Source organism: uncultured Streptomyces sp. (assembly GCF_947488945.1).
Lineage (GTDB): Bacteria > Actinomycetota > Actinomycetes > Streptomycetales > Streptomycetaceae > Streptomyces.
The window spans coordinates 36,064-53,444 of the sequence record NZ_CANLBS010000019.1 but is presented as its reverse complement, the minus strand read 5'-3'; the positions used below and the strand labels follow the sequence as shown (position 1 = coordinate 53,444).

The following is a 17,381-nucleotide window of genomic DNA, read 5'->3' as shown; positions in this document are numbered from 1 at the left end:
GGAGTCCGGCCGCCCTCCCCACGTCAGGTACGGATCAGCAGCGGCCCGCGGGGCGGTCGCGCTTCACCAGGTCGGTGTAGCCGGTCGTACCGTCCAGCCACAGGACGCGCTGGTCCTCGTCGGCCGACGCGTAGGCCTGTTCGCCGCGGTTGCAGGAGACGCGCCGGGCGCCGCCTTTGCCGTCGGGCGTCATCTGGTAGAGCTTCGCCAGGGTCTCGTTGGCGTACGACGTGGCCGGCGGGAGCGAGGTGACGGTGACCGCGTCGTCCGAGGCCGTCAGCGTGGAGGCGTGGAGCGAGCCCGTGCCGGACTCCGGGGCGAGGGTGAGGGGGTTCGAGCCGTCGACGTTCGCGCGGCGTACCGCGGCCCGGCCGGTGTCGGTGACGTCGTTGTCCTCGATCCAGAAGACGCCGTCGTCGGTGCTCGCGGTCTGACCGACGCCCATGGTGTCGTCGGGGGTGGGCATCGCCGTCCTGGTGCCGGTGACTCCGTCGAAGACCTCGACGCCGACCTTCATGTCGCCGTTCGCGTCGGGGGCGACCTTGGCGTAGGCGATCTTGCCGTCCTTGACGGAGGGGAGACCGGAGATGTTGTACGGACGGCCGCCGTCGACGAGACCGACGGCGCCGGTCCTCATGTTGACGTACCGGACGTTCGTGACGCCGAACTGCGGATTGAAGGCCGTGTAGGCGACCCAGTCGCCGTCCACGACGAGCCCGGAGACGTCGCTGCCGATGCCGTCGACCTGCTTCGCGAGGCCCCCCTTGACGGGGCGGGCCATGATGCGGATGCCCGTGCTGCTGTACTGGGCCCACACCACCGTCGTGCCGTCGGTGTCCGCGTAGACGTTGTAATCGCCGTTGTTGCCGCTCATCAGCTGCGGCGCGCCCTGGCCGGAGGTGTTGCCGAGCCACACCGAGTACGGCTCGCCGCCGTCTTCGTCGGAGTGGGAGACGGCGTACTTGCCGCCGCCGGCACCCACACCGGTGCCGGCGATGTTGACCTTGGACGTGATCAGGTCGGTGTCGACGCCGAGCGCCTTCTCCCAGCCGGGCACGATGCCGTGCGCGTCGAAGGAGCGCGTGACGATCCGCAGCTGGGCCTTGGTGGCACCCAGCTCCTTCGCCGCGGCGGCGACCGCGGCGCGGCCTTCGGTGAAGCCGTCGAGCGGGGTCATGTACGCGGACAGGGCGCGGTAGACGATCTTGTCCGCGAGGTCGGCGCCGAGGTCCTGACGCATGTCCCACAACGCCCCGGAGAAGATGGTGGAGTTGAGGTGCACGCCCCCGTTGTCACCGCGGTAGGTGGTGCCGATGAAGTTCTTCGACGTGGTGGCGCCGTCGTCGAGGTCGCGCAGTGCGCACTCGCGGGGGCCCGCGGTGGTGCACAGGTCCTCGCCGAGCAGGCCGGCGTCCGGGTCGTCCATGGAGACGTTGTTCGCCTCCAGGTCGATGGCGTTGCCGAAGTAGTCGGCGATCGCCTCGTTCATCGCGCCGGACTGGCCCGCGTAGACGAGGTTCGCGGTGTGCTCGACCACGCCGTGGGTCATCTCGTGACCGACGACGTCGGTGTCGGCGGAGAAGGTGCGGTAGTCGCCGCCGCCCTGGCCGTACACCATCTTGGCGCCGTCCCAGAAGGCGTTGTTGTACGGCCGGCCGTTGGAGACGACGCCGACCAGGGAGTAGATGTAGCCGTCCTTGCCGTCGAGGCCGGCCCGGCCGAAGTGGGACTTGTAGTAGTCGTAGACCTTGCCGGCCGCCCAGTGGGCGTCGATCGCACCGGCGTCGGTGAAGTCCTGGCCGAGGTCGGGGGAGGCCGACTGGAACGTCTTGATGCCGCTGGGCCAGGTGCCGGACGCCGCGGCGACCTCACGCCCGCGTGCGTCGTAGGTCGCCAGCATGGGGCCGTCGTACGGGGAGTCGGCGGCCCGCCTGCCGTAGTCGATCATCTGGTAGACGCCCTTGGTGTCCTTGTACAGGTTCACCTCGGTCTTCTCGCCGTTGTAGCGCGTTCCGCCGCCCTTGACGACGAGTTCGTCACCTGCCGGGAGGGCCGCCTCGGGTGTCGTGCCCGTCGCTCCGGCGACGGCCGCTCCGGTGCCGGCCGCGCCGAACGTCCTGATGTCGCTGTACTGCATGACCGGAAAGCCGGAGTGCGCGTCGATGAACACCTGCTGCCTGACCGGCTGACCGTCGACCGGACTGGTGCCGGTGACGGTGATCTGCCGGGTCAGCACGCCGGCGCCCTGCGGAAGAATCGTTACGCCTTCGGCCGTGCCCACCCACTCCTGCCCACCCGCCTTCCCGCCCCCGGCGGGGGCGCGCAGCAGCCCGCCGCCCGGCAGCCGGGAGACGGCACCGACCGCACGCTCGATGGCGGTCTTCTCGGAGACCTCCGGTGTCACCGTGCCGAGCTTCAGCCGGGTGAAGTACTTGCCGGACGTGCCGGTGACGGTGCGCCTGCCGTCCTTCCTCGTCATCCGGACCACGTACTGGCCACCGAGGACCGGAACGCCCTTGTACCTCTGCTGGAGGCGGACCGTCTCCTTACCGCCCTTCTCGGTCGTGGTCCCGGCCGGGACGAGGTCCTTCGCCGAGGTCGCGGGGATGTGGTACCGGCTCCTGTTCGCTCCGAGGTGGCCGCGGGCGGCGTCGGCGGCGGTGGCGTCGGTTGCGGCCTGCTCGTTCAGTCCGGTGACGAGCGACGGAGTATCGGTCTGCGCACCGGCCGTCACCGCGGACACGGCGGAGGCGGTGGCCGTGACCGCGTGAGCGGCCGGTGTCGCCGTCACCAGCAGGCCCGCGGCGGCCAGCACCGCGGCCACCCCCCGCCCGACGGGCATGCCGCCGGGCCCCTGTCCTCGCCCGGCTGATCTCTTCTGTCCTGAACCCCGCACGGTTCTCCTCCGGTGTCATGGCTGCGTTCACGGATGTCGGATACGGACATGCAAGTGCCGGGACGCGGTGTGAACAATGCGTTCCGACTGCGCACTTGTGGACGTCCACACTTGTGTGGCCTGCGTTGACAGATGAGAATTCCGCCGGTGGGACTGACTGGGTGGGACACGCAATGGCAGGCGCTCGGGCTCGGAGCGGACGAACTCCGGCTGTACGAAGCGCTGCTCGACGCACCCGCGCACTCCTCCCGTGCGGCCCTCGCCCGGTCCCTCGGGCTGACCGCCCGACGGGTCGGCAACGCGCTCGACCGCCTGGCGGAGCACGGCTTCACCCACCCCGCCCGGGGCCGGCCCGCGCCGCTGCCCTCCGCCGTGGCCCCGTCCACCGCTCTGCGCAACCTGATCCACCTGCGACAGGCCGAACTCATGCGAAGATCAGCGGCGTTGGAGGAACTGACGGCCTCGGTGGACCGGATGGCCGCCACGTTGCTGGACTCCGTGAACGCCCCTGGTGCCACCGGGATCGAGACGGTCCGGGGCGGGGCCGCCATCGCCGCGCGGGTGGCCTCGCTGCTGGTCTCGGCGAGCGAGGAGGTGGCACTGCTGGACCGGCCTCCCTACGCCGCCAGTCGGCCGGACGGGATGCCCGCGCCCCTCGACGTGACCGAACCGGTGCGGCGGGGGGTGCGAGTGCGTGTCGCCGTGGACCGCGAAGGGCTGAGCTTCCAGGGGCGCGCCCGGGGGCTGGGCGAACTGGCCCTGCGGGGCGTGCACATACGGGTGGGAACGGACCTGCCCACGAAGCTGATTACGGTGGACCGGCGGGTGACCCTGCTGCCGCCCACGGACGCGGCGGACCCGACCGCCTCGGCCCTGGTGGTGAGCGACGCGCTCCTGAGCAACGCGCTGGTGCCGTTGTTCGAATCGGTGTGGGAGCGTGCCGTTCCCATCGGGGCCGTGAGCGACGACCGGATCACGGACGAGGACCGGGAACTGCTGACCATGCTCGCCTCCGGCCTCAAGGACGAGGCGATGGCCAGGCGTCTCGACGTGCACGTGCACACCGTCCGCCGCCGCATCACCCGGCTCATGCGGGCCCTGGACGCGGAAACCCGGTTCCAGGCCGGGGTGCGGGCGGCGCTGCGGGGCTGGCTCACCGCGTGACGACCGCGGGCACCGGGAACGCGGCCTCCCGGCGGCCCCCACGCATCCGTTGGCCGCCCGTTCCGTCCGATGAGCAAGACTGGGCCCATGAGTGACGTCGTCTTCACGCGCCAGGGCTGGATACCGAGGGTGATACGCGAAGGGGGTGAGCTGCGCCTGTCGCTCGGAGCCGGGGCCGACGCCAACCACGATCCGCGCACGTTCACCTTCCCGATCGGCCAGGCCCACCTGGCGGTGCTCCGCGGGGACCTGGCCCGGCACCTGCTGCTGTGGAGCGCGGTCCTTCCGCTGTGCGACGACGCCGGCACCCGCGGCCCGCTCGACGAGGACGCCGCCGTCGCCCTCCTGGACCCGGTCCTCCTGGGCGCCCCGGCGGACGTCGACGCGTTCTTCCGGCACGTCCGCCACGACACGAGCCGGCTCGTCGCCCACGGAGCCGACACCGACCTGCTGGAGCGCGGCCGGGTCTGCGCCGCGATGAGCCGGGCATCGGAGACGTCCGATCCGCGACGGGCCCAGGAGTACCGGGCGAACCGCCGCCGCGCCGAACGCGGAACCGTGCTCGCTCCGTTGGACGCCGCGGTCCTTCGGTACACGGGGCAGTACGTGCACGGCTCGACGATCCCGGGACGCAAGCCCGACGCCGTCGACCCCGCGCTCCTGCCGGCGGTCCTGCGCGTCATCGCCACCGCCGAGCGGGCGTGCGCCGGGATGCGGATCGGGCGCGATCCCCGACGCGGAAAGCGCGCCACGGACAAGCGCGACTGGAACCTGATGGAGACGGCGGTGAAGACGGCCGTGCGCCGTGCCCACCCCGAACTCGTCGAGGACGCGGTGCGCACCGTGAGCTTCCTGATGTGCTCGGAGGCCGCCGCCCGCACCAGGAACGCGCCCGTGGACGAGGGGGAGGACGCCGATGAGCACGCCGCCCGCACACCGGCGAGGGCGACGCCGCTGTCGTTCACCGACGACAACGGAGCGGAGAGAAAGTGGTTCCCCGGCGGTCCCCGCACGGCCGGGGCGGAGTTCTGGGAATTCGTCGGCGAGCACGCGGGCTCCGGCAACCAGGTGTTCACCATCGAGGACGAGGAACTCGGCGAAGGGCTCCAGTTCCTCTTCTACGCCGACTGCGCCGCCCGGATCACCACGGTGCGCGCGGGCGAGGGCGGATCGGAACCGGAGTACGGGGTCGAGTACCGACTGGCCGACGGGATGGGCGACTGCCGCGACCTGGTGAGCACCTTCGTCCGCGGCGGCTACGCCGCACTCGGCGGGCACGGCCCCTGGATGCCGGACATCGCCGAGTTCGAGCGCGCGCGCCGGCGGCGGGACGCGACGTAGAACGCGGCATCACGGACGAGGCGCCGCGCGGCGCCGTCGGCGAGGAGCGGCTCTCCCCGATCCGCGTCCGGAGCCCACGGTTCGGGCGTGGCCGGCGGGCGGGTCCACGCCTGCACGGACCGGGGTTCCCGCACCACGCCGTGCGGCGGGATCCCGGTCCGCGGACGACGCCGGCGGTGATGGCCGGTCAGAGCGGCAGGACGGTGAGGTTGGCGGGGCCGGCCACCTGAGTGATGCCGGTGGTGAGGCAGGCGAGGAGGTCGGTGTTGAGCAGCACGATCTCGTAGAGGATCTGGTCCCCCGCGAAGTCGCCTGCGGTGATCGTGGCGAGCACGACGACCACGTTCTGGCCGGTGGGCCGTTGGGTCAGCGAGATGCCGCCGTCGAAATGCGAGGTGCCGGACGGATCGCCCGAGGCGTCCTTCCACCGGACGGTGCCCGAGACGCCCGTCACCGGCAGGCTCACCGAACACGACAGCAGCGCTTGGCCGTCGGCTTCGTAGTCGGCGAAGACGTGGTCGGGGGAGGTGGTCACGCAGGGGCCGAACGGCCCTTCGGCGTGGAAGGACACCGGCTGGGGGAGCAGCCGCAGACCGGGCGAGAACTGCTGGGTGGCGTATCCCGGACAGTCGATCAGGGCCGACGGGGACGCTGCGGCGGCGGGCGCCGACAGGCCGAGTGACGTCAGCAGCGCGACGCAGACGAGCAGCAGGCCGGTGACCTGCCTGCGCGCCTTGACGCGGGCCATGGCAGTACGGCGCCGTCGGGAGAACGGTCCGACGGCGTCGTGGCAGTGGTGCATGGCGGCCTCCTGGAGGCGTGGGGCGTGGGGCGTGGGCGTGGGTGGTGGGCGTGCCCGCTTCGCGGGCGCCTCGGCGCAGCGCCGGACGGGTCAGGTCAGACCGGCGCGATGATCAGGGTGTTGAGCACACTGTTCGTTTCGCTCAGGCCGCCGGTGAGGCATGCGGTGAGGTCGAGGTTGGGTTCGACCGTCACCCGGGTCGCCGTCTGCCCCAGACCGAGGCCGGACGTCACCGCGCCGATGCTGGTGACCGTGACCGTCCCGTCGACCGCCCTGACCGCGGTGCTGCTGGCGAAGAAGATGGTGCTGGACGTTCCGTTGTTCCAGTGGTAGGTCGCCGTGTTCGAGCTGAGCGGGCTCTGTACCGACGCCAGGCAGGACGTGGACGGCAGGTTCACCGTGTAGCTGCCCGAACCGCTGCTCACACCGCTGAGCAGGGACACGCAACTGAAGTGGTCGGTGATCTGGAGGGACGCGGGACCCGGCGTGTACGTGCGGGGTGTATGCGGTGTTCCTGGTTCCCGTGAGGCAGGTGATGTCGACCGGTGCTGCCTGCGCCGTGGCGGCCGGCAGCGCGACCGAACCGGCCGGCCCCAGGAGTGCCGCCACCGCACAGGCGGCCAACCGCCGCCGCGGCAATGGGCGTTCGTCTCTTCTTCGCATCGGGGTCTCCCGTGCTCCGGAGGTTATGGAGTCCTCCACGCTGCCACGCCCCCGCAGGCGCGTACACAGACGGAACACCGTATCGGGGGCGTCGGGCGAACAGTGGCCACGAGCATCAGTGCGCCCGGCGCACGTATTGCCGGACGTGCGCCCCCTTGCTGCGCGTCCGCGCGGTCTGCGCCCACGGCTGCGTGCGCACCACGCGTCGACCGATGCGCCAATGGGGTGGTTTGGGGCGGTACGTCCAAGCCTGGCCTGGACGAGGGCGGCTCCGTAGCAAGGGTGGACTCGCCCCGTTCGGCGGGCGGGCCGTCCAAGGTTCGGAGCACCTGTGCGTACTCGTCTTCTCCCGGTGGCCGCTGCCGGCGTCGTCGCGCTGTCCTTCCTCGCGCCCGCGCTCGCCTCGGCGGAACCCGGGCCCTCCCCGTTCGGCCCGGGCGGGCGGGCGGCGGCGCCCGGCCTCGTCGGCGTCGGGCTCACCGCCGACCGCCGACTGGTCGGTTTCCAGATCGCGAACCCGGGCGACACCTGGGCGTTCGGCAAGGTCTCCGGCCTCCGGACGGACCGGAAGCTCGTCGGAATCGACTTCCGGGTGCAGAACGGAAAGCTCTACGGCGTCGGCGACCGTGGTGGTGTCTACACGCTGGACAACGAGGCACGGGCCGTCAAGGTCTCCCAGCTCACCGTCGCGCTCGCCGGTCAGAACTTCGGAGTCGACTTCAACCCCGCCGCCAACCGCCTGCGCGTCATCAGCGACACCGGACAGAACCTGCGTCACAACGTCGACGACCCGGCCGCCCCGCGGACCACGACCGCCGACGGCACCCTCACCAACCCGGGCACGCCGCCCTCGACCGCGCTCGGCGTCACCGGGGCCGCTTACACCAACAACGACCTCGACGCGGCCACGGCGACCACCCTGTTCGACATCGACACGGTCAACGACCGGGTCTCGCTGCAGTCCCCGGCCAATTCCGGCACTCTCGCCCCGACCGGGAACCTGGGTGCGGACGCGGGTCCGTGGGCCGGGTTCGACATCTACCATCAGCCCTCCGACGGCTCCAACCGCGGCTTCGCCGCACTGTCCACCGGCGGGAAGCAGCGCTTCTACCGCGTGAACGTCCTCAACGGCGGGGCCTCGCTCATCGGCTCCTTCCCGGCCGGCCGGCAGGTCGTCGACGTCGCGCTGCCGCTGAACCAGGGCTGAGCACGTACCCGCGCCGGTGCCGCAGGGACGTCCCTGCGGCACCGGCACGGACCGGCGCGAGCCGCCCGGCCCCCGCACCCGCGCAGCCCGCCCCGGTTGCCGGTCGACCGCGACCGGGCCGCCCCCCTGCGCGCCCCGCCCCACAGGCGTCAACCGGACTCCCGCCAAACCCCGTTCGGCTGATGCGCGGTGCGGCGTGTGGATCCCGGGAGCGGTGTGGGCATTCTTCGGGCGACCAATCGTCGGAGGGGAGAACGTGGGACTTTCACGTGCGTACGGGCGTGCCATCACCGAGGGTCCGACACCGGCCGACGCCTCGGGGGCACCGGCTCTGCCGTACCCGAGCGGCTGGTCCGCACTGGCCTTCTCCGAGGAGTTGCGGCCCGGCACCGTGCTGACCCGGCCGCTCGCGGGGGGCGACGTCGTGCTGTACCGGCTCGGCACGGGAGCCCTGCGCGCCGTCCGCCCCTACTGCCCGCACCTCGGTGCCCACCTGGGTCTGGCGAAGGTCGACGGCGACGACCTCCTCTGCCCGTTCCACTCCTTCGCCTTCGGGCCCGACGGCACCTGTGTGCGTACGGGGTACGGCACACCGCCGCCGCGCTCCGCCCTCACCCGGCTGCCCGTGCACGAGGTCAACGGCGCGGTCTTCGTCTGGAGGCACCACGACGGCCGGGAGCCGGACTGGGCGGTTCCCCGCTGGCACGAGATCGGCAGCCGTCCCGCGCGCACGGCTGCCTGGGAGATGGCCGGAAACGTCCAGGAGGTCATCGAGAACTCCGTCGACCTCGGGCACTTCGCCACCCTGCACGGCTGGGCCAGAGCCGAGATCGGCGGGCCCGTCGCCTACGACGGCGCCACCTTCCACGTGTCCATGCGGGCCCACGAGACCGCCCCGCTGGTGGGCGAGTTCACCGTCGACGTCGAAGTGGACGGCTACGGGCTCGGCTGCCTGCACGCCGACGTCCACACGCCCCGCTTCGGGCTCCGGATGTGCACGATGGTGATGCCGACCGCGATCGCACCGAACCGGATGCAGTTCCGGCAGTTGAACCGCATCGCGTTCGCCGAGCCGGGCAGGCTGCCGAAGCCGCTCGCGCGAGCGGTCAGCCGTGCCGCGGGCCGCCTGCTCGACCGCGCGGTCTTCCGGTCCAGCTGCGAGTTCACCGCCGCGGACTTCCCGATCTGGCACACCAAGCAGTACCAGCAGCCGCCCCGGCTGGCCCCCGGGGACGGCCCGATCGGCCCGTTCCGTCGTTGGGCGCGGCGGTTCTACCCGCAACCCGCCGACCGGGCACCGGTGACGCGCCCCCGCCACGCGGGAGAGGACGAGGCCGTGAACTCCTGACACCGGCCCCCATGAGGCTGCGGAGTCGCGATGGCTGTCCGCCGGCCGCCGTCCGCCAGCCGCCGTCCGGAGCGGCGGGGGCGGCGGGGGCGGCGAGCAGGCTGCGTGGGTGTGTGCCGTGGAGACGCCGGCGCGGAGGGGCAGCGGGCCACCAAGCTTGCGGGGCTGACGCCCCTGCCGCATTGACCGCCCGTGCCGGGCGGGGTCAGGCTCGCAGGACGTCCGCGGTGATCTCGGCAAGGGTACGTCCGGTGGAGAACGCGCGGGCGCGCATCAGTGCCAGGGCGGCGTCCGCGTTCATCTCCTCCTTGACGGCGACGACTCCGATGGCCCGATGGGTGTCCGCCCAGTGCGCGCGCACCACGTCGGCCGGTTCCCACGGCGGGAACTCGCCTTCTTCCAGGAGCATGCGCTGGGCGGGGAGGAGCGCGTTCGCAGCGGCGTCGGCCGCCTCGGCGGCCTCCTCGATCGCCTCGACGGAAAGCCCGCCCGGGGTCCGGCTGACCACGTCCACCGAGCCGAGGATGTAGTCACCGAACCAGAGAGGAAAGGCGTGCACCGCCTGGGCGTCGGGGTACCGCTCGCGGAAGGCGGCCGAGAACAGCGGCCACCGCCGCGCCGCCGTGCCCCAGTCGGTCAGGTGTACCTGCTCACCGGACTCCGCCGCCGTGATGCACGGCCCTTCCACCACCGTGAACTGCACTTCCTCCAGGACGGTGGCCATGTCGTTCGACGCGCACAGCATCTGCCGCGACGGGGTGTCCGTCAGCAGCGACATCGTCACCCCGTCCGCCGGCAGTCCACGGGCAAGCACCCTGCACAGCCGGCGCGGCAGCTCCCTCGAAGGGCACCCCACCGCAGCCCACTTCACCTCACGCGCCAGGCTCCCACGCCCCATCAGCCTTCCCGCCCATCCATCGGCACCCACGGCCGACACCCCACCAGTACCCGGCACGACCGCCTCCGCACCTCCCGGCAGCGTCTTCCTGCCCGTGGCCGGCAGTGTGCCCGCCACGGGCGACCGGAGCAGCGCGGTGTGTCCCGGCCCCGCCGGAGACACGAGTGTGCCCCGCCCGGAAGGGCGGGGCACACGGTGCGGTGGGGACGCCCCCGGCCTCGTGCGTCTCAGGCGTCGATGCCCATGCCGTCCCGGAGTTTGCGCACGATGCGGGTAAGGAGGCGGGAGACGTGCATCTGGGAGATGCCGAGTTCGGCGCCGATCCGGGCCTGGGTCATCTCCGCGCCGAAGCGCATCCGGACGATGAGGCGCTCGCGTTCGTCGAGCTGCTGAAGCAGCGGGGCGAGGGTGTGGAGGTTCTCGACGGTCTCCAGGGCGGGGTCCCGCTCGCCGAGGACGTCGGCGTAGGTCCGCGGCGCCACCTTCGTGCTGTCGCCGTCGGACCCGGGCAGTTCCAGGGAACCGGCGGTGTAACCGTTGGCGGCGATCAGGCCCTCGACGACCTCGTCCTCGTCGAGCCCGAGGTGGGCGGCGAGTTCTTTGACCGTCGGGTCGCGGTCGAGCCCGGCCGCGAGGAGTTCCTTGGCCTTGGCGAGTTCGACGCGCAGTTCCTGGAGGCGGCGAGGGACGTGCACCGACCAGGTCGTGTCGCGGAAGAACCGCTTGATCTCCCCGACGATGTACGGGACGGCGAAGGTCGCGAACTCGACCTCGCGGGAGAGGTCGAAACGGTCGATGGCCTTGATCAGGCCGATCGTGCCCACCTGAATGACGTCCTCCATGTCGCCGTCCCCGCGGTTGCGGAACCGCTGGGCGGCGAACCGGACGAGCGAGAGGTTCATCTCGATCAGCGTGTTGCGGGCGTACTGGTGCTCGCGGGTGCCCTCCTCCAAGGTCTGGAGGCGGTCGAAGAACAGTTTCGACACGGCGCGTGCGTCTTTCGGCGCGACCTTCCCGGCGTCCTCGATCCAAGGAAGACCTTGCACCCCGGCTTCGGTTCCGGCGAGTGCCCGCGTTCCGTTCATGGCCTCTGACTCCCCCACTGTGTCAGTCGCTCCACTGGTTCGCGTAAGCATCGCCGTCATGGACTGCCTTCCTTGTCGTGTCGCCCGTTCCACCGCCGTCTGCCCCTTCTCCCCGAAGCCACTCCCGCACCGGCGTGCGAACCATGTTCGAGCCGGGCCGGCCTGACGGGGCGTCGTACGAGATCCGCGTGGCCGGGGCCGTCCCAGCCGTCCCGCCACCGTGCCACCCCCTGCCCCTGCCCGCGCTCGAAAAGGCCCGCACCGCGTGGTGGGCCTTGACCCGGGCCCGGCCGACGCAGAAGGGTCACCAGCAGATCGGATGCGGTGATGCCCGGATCCGCGGGATGGATACAGTGCTCCCGTCCCAGGGTGCCGGCCGGGCCCGTAGCCTCTGCGCGTGCCCTGCTCGCGCAAGATCCGCTCGGTTGCCGAGCGACCCGGGAGCGGTGCCGCGGCGTCGATACGGCCCGGTGCGGGCGAGAACGGAGAGCAGAGATGGCAGGCGTGGGCGGGGCGGACGCCCAGGGGCCGTGGCTGGACGGCGGGCGGGGCGGGACCGACGCCCTCTCCCACCGGGAGTGGTCGGATCCCGCGCTCACCGGAGCAGTCCGGGAAGCGGCGGACGACGTGGCGCTCGCCGAGTTGTACGAACGCCACGGTTCGGCGGTCCAGGCATACGCCCGGATGTGCTGCCGCGACGTGCACACGGCCGAGGACCTTGCGTCCGAGGCGTTCGTCCGGACGATCCAAGCGGTACGGGCCGGCGGCGGCCCTGAGAACTCCTGGCGACCGTACCTGCTGACTGTGGTTCGGCGTACCGCCGCGGAGTGGGCGGGTACGGCCCGCCGCACCGAGCTCTCGGCCGACTTCGAGCGCTGGCTGGAGGAACTCGCAGGACCCGCGATGAGCGGAGAAGAGCGCCTGGTCCGACTGGAGGACCGCAGCATGGTGCTGCGCGGATTCCGCTCGCTTCCCGAGCGCTGGCAGGCCGCACTGTGGTACGGCGTGGTGGAGGGGGAACCCGCCGAACGTATAGGCAGGTTGCTCGGGATCAGCGCGAGTGGAGTCGCCTCCCTCACTGCCCGCGCCCGGGAGGGGCTGCGCGACGCCTACCTCAGCGAACACGCCATATCGGGCACCCGGAGCGAGGAATGCCGGCACTACGCCGGGCTCCTCGGCGCCGCCGTACGCAGGCCGGGAGGACGCGCCGACCGGCATCTGGACCGCCACCTGGATGACTGTGACCGCTGCCGGCGGGCGCTGGTCGAGCTGACGGACCTGAACGAGCGCCTGCGGTCCGTGCTGCCGGTGGCGGTCCTGCTGTGGGCGGGGCACTCCTACGTCGCCGCTTCTTCGACGGCCGCTGCCGCCGCGGTGGGAGCCGCTGGGGGCGCAGGTCCCACCGGCCAGGCGGGCGTGGCGGCCAAACTCCTGGCGCAGGCCAAGGCCTCCACCGCGGGCGCCGCGGTGGCGGCTGTCGCCGTGACTGCCGCGCTCGTGGGAGGTCTGGTCATGCTGCCGGAGGGGAACGGCCCCGGAGCGGACGGCCGACGGGACGCGGTTGCGCCGTCGGCCGTCCGCTCACCGACCAGCCCTCCGGCCTCTGCGTCACCGACCGGCGGCGGCTCTCCCACCCCTTCGGCCTCTCCGTCGGCCTCCGCCTCCAAGGCCGGGAGAACGGCGAAGCCGAGCGCCGAGGCGCCGCGCCCCGTGCCGGAGCCCGTCGGGGGCGTGACCCGGCTGCGCCTAGCCTCCACCGGGCTGTGCATGGAGATTCCCCAGGGTCGGCGGACCGCGGGTGTGCGGGTGGAGGAGGCGGTCTGCGACGGCAGTGCGCACCAGCAGTGGGACCCGGTGCCCGCGGCTTCCGGCGGGAGGCTTCAGCTGCGCAATGTGAGTACGGGGATGTGTCTGGGCAACACCGGCACGGAGCAGGACGGGTCCCCCGTCACCCAGGCGGCCTGCGACGCCGGAGAACCGACGCAGCTGTGGGGTCTGTACGCGCCTCGCGGCACGGGGGAGGTTCGGTTCATCCAGGAGGGCGACACCATGTACCTCGGTCTGGACGAGTGGAACCTCGCGGCCGACGGCGAACCACACAGCAGTGTCATCGGGACCACCCACCACTACTACGCCTCGCCGTCCTTCGGATTCCTCTACGACGGCACGCCCTTCGACAGCTGAGGGAGGGCATGCCGCGACTTGGGTAAAGGGTTGGCAAAGTCGCGGGATGTGGTCGCGGCGGTGCACTCCTTCACTTCTGAAAGCACTTTCGAAGCGAAGGACCCCCATGCGCCTGACCCCCCGCACCGCGATCGCGGCCTTGGCCGTCGGAACGGTTCTCTCCGTCATCGGTATGCCCGGCGTCGCCCTCGCGGACGACGCCGTCCACGGCGAGAAGCGTGTCCTCGTTGCCGTGGTCGGCTTCAACGACGCCACCTTCCCCGACGAGAACCTCGTCATGAAGAACGTCGAGCAGAGCTACTTCGGGGCCGACAACTCGTTGGCCGGCTACTACAAGAAGATGTCCCAGGGGCAGTTCACCTTCGTCCCGGCCGCGGAAAGCAAGGCCGTCGGTCCGTACCACCTGGATCTGTCGCAGAACCCCTGCAACGCCGATGCCGTCCACCAGCAGACTGTGAAAGCGCTGGAAGCCGACGGCTACGTCAAGGACGAGGACTACGACAGCCTGTCCATCATCGAGCCGGCCGAGGGCGGCGAGTGCGCCTGGGCGGGCCTCGGCTCGGTGCCCGGCCCGAACACCTGGATGAACCTGGGCGGCGACGAGGCCAGCGAGGCGCTGCTCGTCCACGAGTTCGGGCACAACATGGGCTACGGCCACCACGCCCGGGACTACTGCCCCGAAGGCGACCTCTCACGGTGCGCCGAGGACGGAACCAGCCACAAGACCCCGATGGGCAGCGGAGGCAGCATCGTCGGCCTCGTCGCGCCGGAGCTGATCCACAGCGGCTGGCTCGGCGGGGGCCAGGCCCGGACCGTCGACACCTCGGGAACCTACGACCTGGTCTCCCTGCACGGCGAGCAGTCCGGTACCCGCGCGCTCGACATCCCGATGGGAGACGACCGGCTGGTGATCGAGTACCGGCACGAGGTGAACTTCTCCACCAAGGAAGGCAAGCTGGACAGCACCCTCGAAGGCGTCCATGCCTACCGCGTGGAGGACGGCAACTACGCCACATCCATTTTCCTGGACCCGACGGCCGAGGCCGGCGAAGGCGCGGACGATGCCATATCCACCCTCACGGACAAGGAACACGGCATAGAGGTCAAGGTCGTCACGTCGGGCGGAGGTTCCGCGACCGTCGCCGTCAGCCTGAACGGAAAGCCCGCCCCCGCGGACGCCGCCCCGGCCACCGCTGACCCCGCGGCCGAGGGCCCTTCGCCGCAGGGCGAGCAGGCCGATGGCGCACCCATCTCGGAAGCAGGCACCGACGCGAGCAGCGGCGAAACGCCCGGCCCTCGTTCCACCCCGGACCTGGCCGCCACCGGCGGCAGCCCGGTGACCCCCTACCTCACCGCGGGCGGCATCGGCTTCCTCGTACTGGGCTCTGCGGCCGTGCTGGGCTTCCGGCGCCGCACGCGTGGCCGGCGCCACGCGGCCTGAGAACCCCTGAACGTCTCTGGAGGCTTTCTCCTGCCGAGGGCCCGTGCGGCCCTCGGCAGGAGCACGGACGATCATCCTGCCGATGAGTCCGACGCAGCTGCGTGCCCCTCCCGCGACGCAGAACGCGGTGCAGCCCTCGTACCGTTCGTCAACGGTGCGAGGGCTGCACACAGCAGGGCAGTTCAGAGGAGGTGCGCCACGGCGCGGACAGCCGCGTCGAACGCGGCGTGCGTGTAGCCGAAAGCCTCGGCGTCGGAGTTGGCGATGGCGATCCGTCCTACCGGACGGCGGGCCTGGGCGTAGGGACGTTGTGACTCGGGCTGGTACAGCGACGGGTCGTCGAGGGAGTTGTACTCGTAGGCGTACCCGTGGGCCCACCGGTTGACGGTTACGGCCGTGATGTCGTGGGCCGGGTCGAAGCCGTAGTCGCCCAGGGAGCGGGTCATCGAGTCGCGGATCTCGCGCTCGAAGTCCTCGAAGGGCATCCTGATCAGCGTGCGGCGGCCGGCCTTGTGCTGCTCCCGGCAGGTCAGGCCGGGAGAACCGGGCGTCGCCGACAGGGACACCACGGTGGGGAGTTCGGGGCGGTGCGGCATTCTGAAGTCACCGATCTCGGTGACCGTGGGCAGGCCGAAGCTGGAGAAGAACATCGAGGGTGTGCTGACCCGGGACAGGCGGGCGCGGGCGAAAGGCCGCCAGTCGCGGAGTGCCACTCGGGCGTACACCAGCGGTACCTTCGTGCCGTAGCGCATCGCGGTGACCTGCTCCGGCGGCAGCTCCGGCATGACGTACGAGGAGACGGAGTTCCAGCAGGCCATGACCACGCCCTTGGCCCGGACCCGGTAGCTGCGGCCGCCCTTGGCATAGTCGACCACCGTGCCGTGCCTGCCGTCGTTGCGGACCTGAAAAGCCGTGCTCGACAGCCGGATGCGTACGTGGTTGTCCCGGCTGTCGAGGCGTGAGTAGTCCGCCTTCGCGGTGACGATCTCCCGCCAGTCCGGACGCCGCTCGTCGAACGCCTGCGGAACGAGCTTGCTCACCAGCAGCCTGGCGAGCGCGGCGTTGCCCTCGGGGAAGTAGAAGTTGCCGTCGTCCTCGGTCTCCGCGAGGTGCATCAGCGGTGTCAGCCCGGCGCCCGGCCACGGGGTGTGCTCAAGCTGCAGTCCGCCGAAGCCGGGCTGCCCGGTCGCCCATGCGTCGGCCGCGGCGACGTGGTCGACGTTCACACCCCACAGGCCGTTCGTGCCCCGCTTGACGATCTCCAGTGCATCGTCGTCCAGACCGAGCTTCTCGCGGAGATAGGTCTCGTAAGGGGTGCGGGCCAGGATCTCCTTCTTCCGCGCGTCCGCCAGTCCGGGGTAGAAGTCCTCGGCCGTCGTGTAGAGGCGGACCAGTGCCGCCCGGCTCGCCTCGCTCATCGGGAGTCTGGCGGTGTACGACGCCCAGGACTCACCCGGTTCGCGGATGACCAGTCGGTCCTTCCCCCAGCGTTCGGAGTTGAACAGCGTCCCGCTGCGCAGGGAGTACGGTGCGTAGGCGTCGCCCTTGACCGTGGCTTCCAGCGCCTTCAGGTCGACACCGAGATCCTTGGTGAGCAGGTCGCGCGCCCCACGCGACCAGGTGCTCGGGGTGTCGATGTTGACGGTCCCGCCGTTGGACAGCAACTGAGTGCGACCGACGTGGAATTCGTTGCGCCGGGCGTGCCCACCGAAGTCGTCCAGGGCGTCGAGGACGAGCACCCGGGCCTTCGGACCCGCGTGCTTGCGATAGAGGTGCGCTGCGGCCAGCCCGCTGAGACCGCCGCCGACCACGATCAGGTCGTAGGTTTCACGGGTATCCGCTATGCGGCCGGGAGCGAACGCACCGTCACGCACCGCGTGCGCCACGTCGTACGCGCCCGGCTGCTGGCCCCTCAGGCCCGTCGAGGTGGGCGGGTACGGAGTGCTGTGCCCGTCGTGCCGGTGGGAGGCGTCGCTACGCCCCTTCGTCGGCGACGCTTGTGCCGACCCGGGGAGTGCTACCGCCGCTGCTGCGCCGACAGCCGAAACCGCTACGCCGTCCAGGAAGTCACGGCGCGTGACCTTCCGGTCCATCCCGAGCTCATGATCACTGAATCTGGGCATGCGAGACCCCTTAAATGGATCTTCGAATTTCGAACCCGAACTAGCTGGCTCAGATGCTATCCAGTAGTCGTCGCAATGATGAAGAACGAAATCCGTTGAGTTTGCCGCCAATTACTGCGAAATCAGAATCTGCGAGCTCGGATGGGGCGGGGTGACGGTGCTCGCGGCGCGCGGATGAACAGCGACGGCCCGTTCACGGGTGAAACCCCCTATCGACTCGGTGGCGCAC

The 17,381-nt window shown here is 71.2% G+C and carries 12 protein-coding genes; 6 read left to right on the top strand and 6 right to left on the bottom strand.

From position 1 onward, the window contains the following. Nucleotides 1–34: 34 nt before the first annotated feature. The gene (locus tag Q0994_RS25865) at nt 35–2,842 is read right to left on the bottom strand and encodes a M4 family metallopeptidase (protein WP_299538859.1); all 2,808 of its coding nucleotides are present in this window, start codon (nt 2,840–2,842) and stop codon (nt 35–37) included. A gap of 201 nt (nt 2,843–3,043) precedes the next feature. Between Q0994_RS25865 and Q0994_RS25860 the strand changes: the two genes are divergently transcribed. Beyond that, complete coding sequence (locus Q0994_RS25860) at nt 3,044–4,060, top strand: LuxR family transcriptional regulator (protein WP_299538858.1); 1,017 nt, start codon at nt 3,044–3,046, stop codon at nt 4,058–4,060. Between the two features lie 87 nt (nt 4,061–4,147). Then, nucleotides 4,148–5,401 (top strand): DUF6357 family protein, encoded by a 1,254-nt coding sequence (locus tag Q0994_RS25855; protein WP_299538856.1) that lies wholly within the window; start codon nt 4,148–4,150, stop codon nt 5,399–5,401. Nucleotides 5,402–5,588: 187 nt separating this feature from the next. On the opposite strand, the gene Q0994_RS25850 is transcribed toward Q0994_RS25855, so the two are convergent. Both Q0994_RS25850 and Q0994_RS25845 read right to left on the bottom strand, forming a co-directional pair. Continuing rightward, nucleotides 5,589–6,203, bottom strand: a complete 615-nt coding sequence (locus tag Q0994_RS25850; RefSeq protein ID WP_299538854.1) for a hypothetical protein — start codon at nt 6,201–6,203, stop codon at nt 5,589–5,591. Between the two features lie 95 nt (nt 6,204–6,298). Continuing rightward, nucleotides 6,299–6,646, bottom strand: coding sequence for a hypothetical protein (locus tag Q0994_RS25845; protein WP_299538852.1), 348 nt, complete (start codon nt 6,644–6,646; stop codon nt 6,299–6,301). A 551-nt stretch (nt 6,647–7,197) separates the two neighbouring features. Here Q0994_RS25845 and Q0994_RS25840 point away from each other — a divergent pair. Next, on the top strand, nt 7,198–8,073 hold the full coding sequence (locus tag Q0994_RS25840; protein ID WP_299538850.1) for a DUF4394 domain-containing protein: 876 nt from the start codon (nt 7,198–7,200) through the stop codon (nt 8,071–8,073). 256 nt (nt 8,074–8,329) lie between these two features. After that, entirely contained in the window at nt 8,330–9,421 is a 1,092-nt protein-coding gene (locus tag Q0994_RS25835; RefSeq protein WP_299538848.1) for a Rieske 2Fe-2S domain-containing protein, read from the top strand. A gap of 205 nt (nt 9,422–9,626) precedes the next feature. Here the strand turns inward: Q0994_RS25835 and Q0994_RS25830 are convergent, their stop codons facing one another. After that, on the bottom strand, nt 9,627–10,199 hold the full coding sequence (locus tag Q0994_RS25830; protein WP_299538845.1) for a hypothetical protein: 573 nt from the start codon (nt 10,197–10,199) through the stop codon (nt 9,627–9,629). A gap of 347 nt (nt 10,200–10,546) precedes the next feature. Beyond that, nucleotides 10,547–11,464 carry an RNA polymerase sigma factor SigF gene (locus Q0994_RS25825; protein ID WP_299538843.1) on the bottom strand — a complete coding sequence of 306 codons (918 nt, stop codon included), beginning with the start codon at nt 11,462–11,464 and terminating at the stop codon, nt 10,547–10,549. A gap of 435 nt (nt 11,465–11,899) precedes the next feature. Between Q0994_RS25825 and Q0994_RS25820 the strand changes: the two genes are divergently transcribed. Both Q0994_RS25820 and Q0994_RS25815 read left to right on the top strand, forming a co-directional pair. Next, nucleotides 11,900–13,588 (top strand): sigma-70 family RNA polymerase sigma factor, encoded by a 1,689-nt coding sequence (locus Q0994_RS25820; protein WP_299538840.1) that lies wholly within the window; start codon nt 11,900–11,902, stop codon nt 13,586–13,588. Nucleotides 13,589–13,694: 106 nt separating this feature from the next. Further along, the gene (locus Q0994_RS25815; protein WP_299538838.1) at nt 13,695–15,029 is read left to right on the top strand and encodes an LAETG motif-containing sortase-dependent surface protein; all 1,335 of its coding nucleotides are present in this window, start codon (nt 13,695–13,697) and stop codon (nt 15,027–15,029) included. Nucleotides 15,030–15,211: 182 nt separating this feature from the next. Here Q0994_RS25815 and Q0994_RS25810 read toward each other — a convergent pair whose 3' ends face one another. Then, a complete protein-coding gene (locus Q0994_RS25810; protein ID WP_299538835.1) occupies nt 15,212–17,152 on the bottom strand; it encodes an FAD/NAD(P)-binding protein in 1,941 nt (646 codons plus the stop codon). Nucleotides 17,153–17,381: the final 229 nt, after the last annotated feature.

What these genes read in the sequence shown, in the direction of transcription:
- Q0994_RS25865 (WP_299538859.1), bottom strand. Translation starts at nt 2,842, where the DNA reads ATGCCCGTCGGGCGGGGGGTGGCCGCGGTGCTGGCCGCCGCGGGCCTG.
- Q0994_RS25855 (WP_299538856.1), top strand. Translation starts at nt 4,148, where the DNA reads ATGAGTGACGTCGTCTTCACGCGCCAGGGCTGGATACCGAGGGTGATA.
- Q0994_RS25850 (WP_299538854.1), bottom strand. Translation starts at nt 6,203, where the DNA reads ATGCACCACTGCCACGACGCCGTCGGACCGTTCTCCCGACGGCGCCGT.
- Q0994_RS25830 (WP_299538845.1), bottom strand. Translation starts at nt 10,199, where the DNA reads ATGTCGCTGCTGACGGACACCCCGTCGCGGCAGATGCTGTGCGCGTCG.
- Q0994_RS25825 (WP_299538843.1), bottom strand. Translation starts at nt 11,464, where the DNA reads ATGACGGCGATGCTTACGCGAACCAGTGGAGCGACTGACACAGTGGGG.
- Q0994_RS25820 (WP_299538840.1), top strand. Translation starts at nt 11,900, where the DNA reads ATGGCAGGCGTGGGCGGGGCGGACGCCCAGGGGCCGTGGCTGGACGGC.
- Q0994_RS25815 (WP_299538838.1), top strand. Translation starts at nt 13,695, where the DNA reads ATGCGCCTGACCCCCCGCACCGCGATCGCGGCCTTGGCCGTCGGAACG.
- Q0994_RS25810 (WP_299538835.1), bottom strand. Translation starts at nt 17,152, where the DNA reads ATGCCCAGATTCAGTGATCATGAGCTCGGGATGGACCGGAAGGTCACG.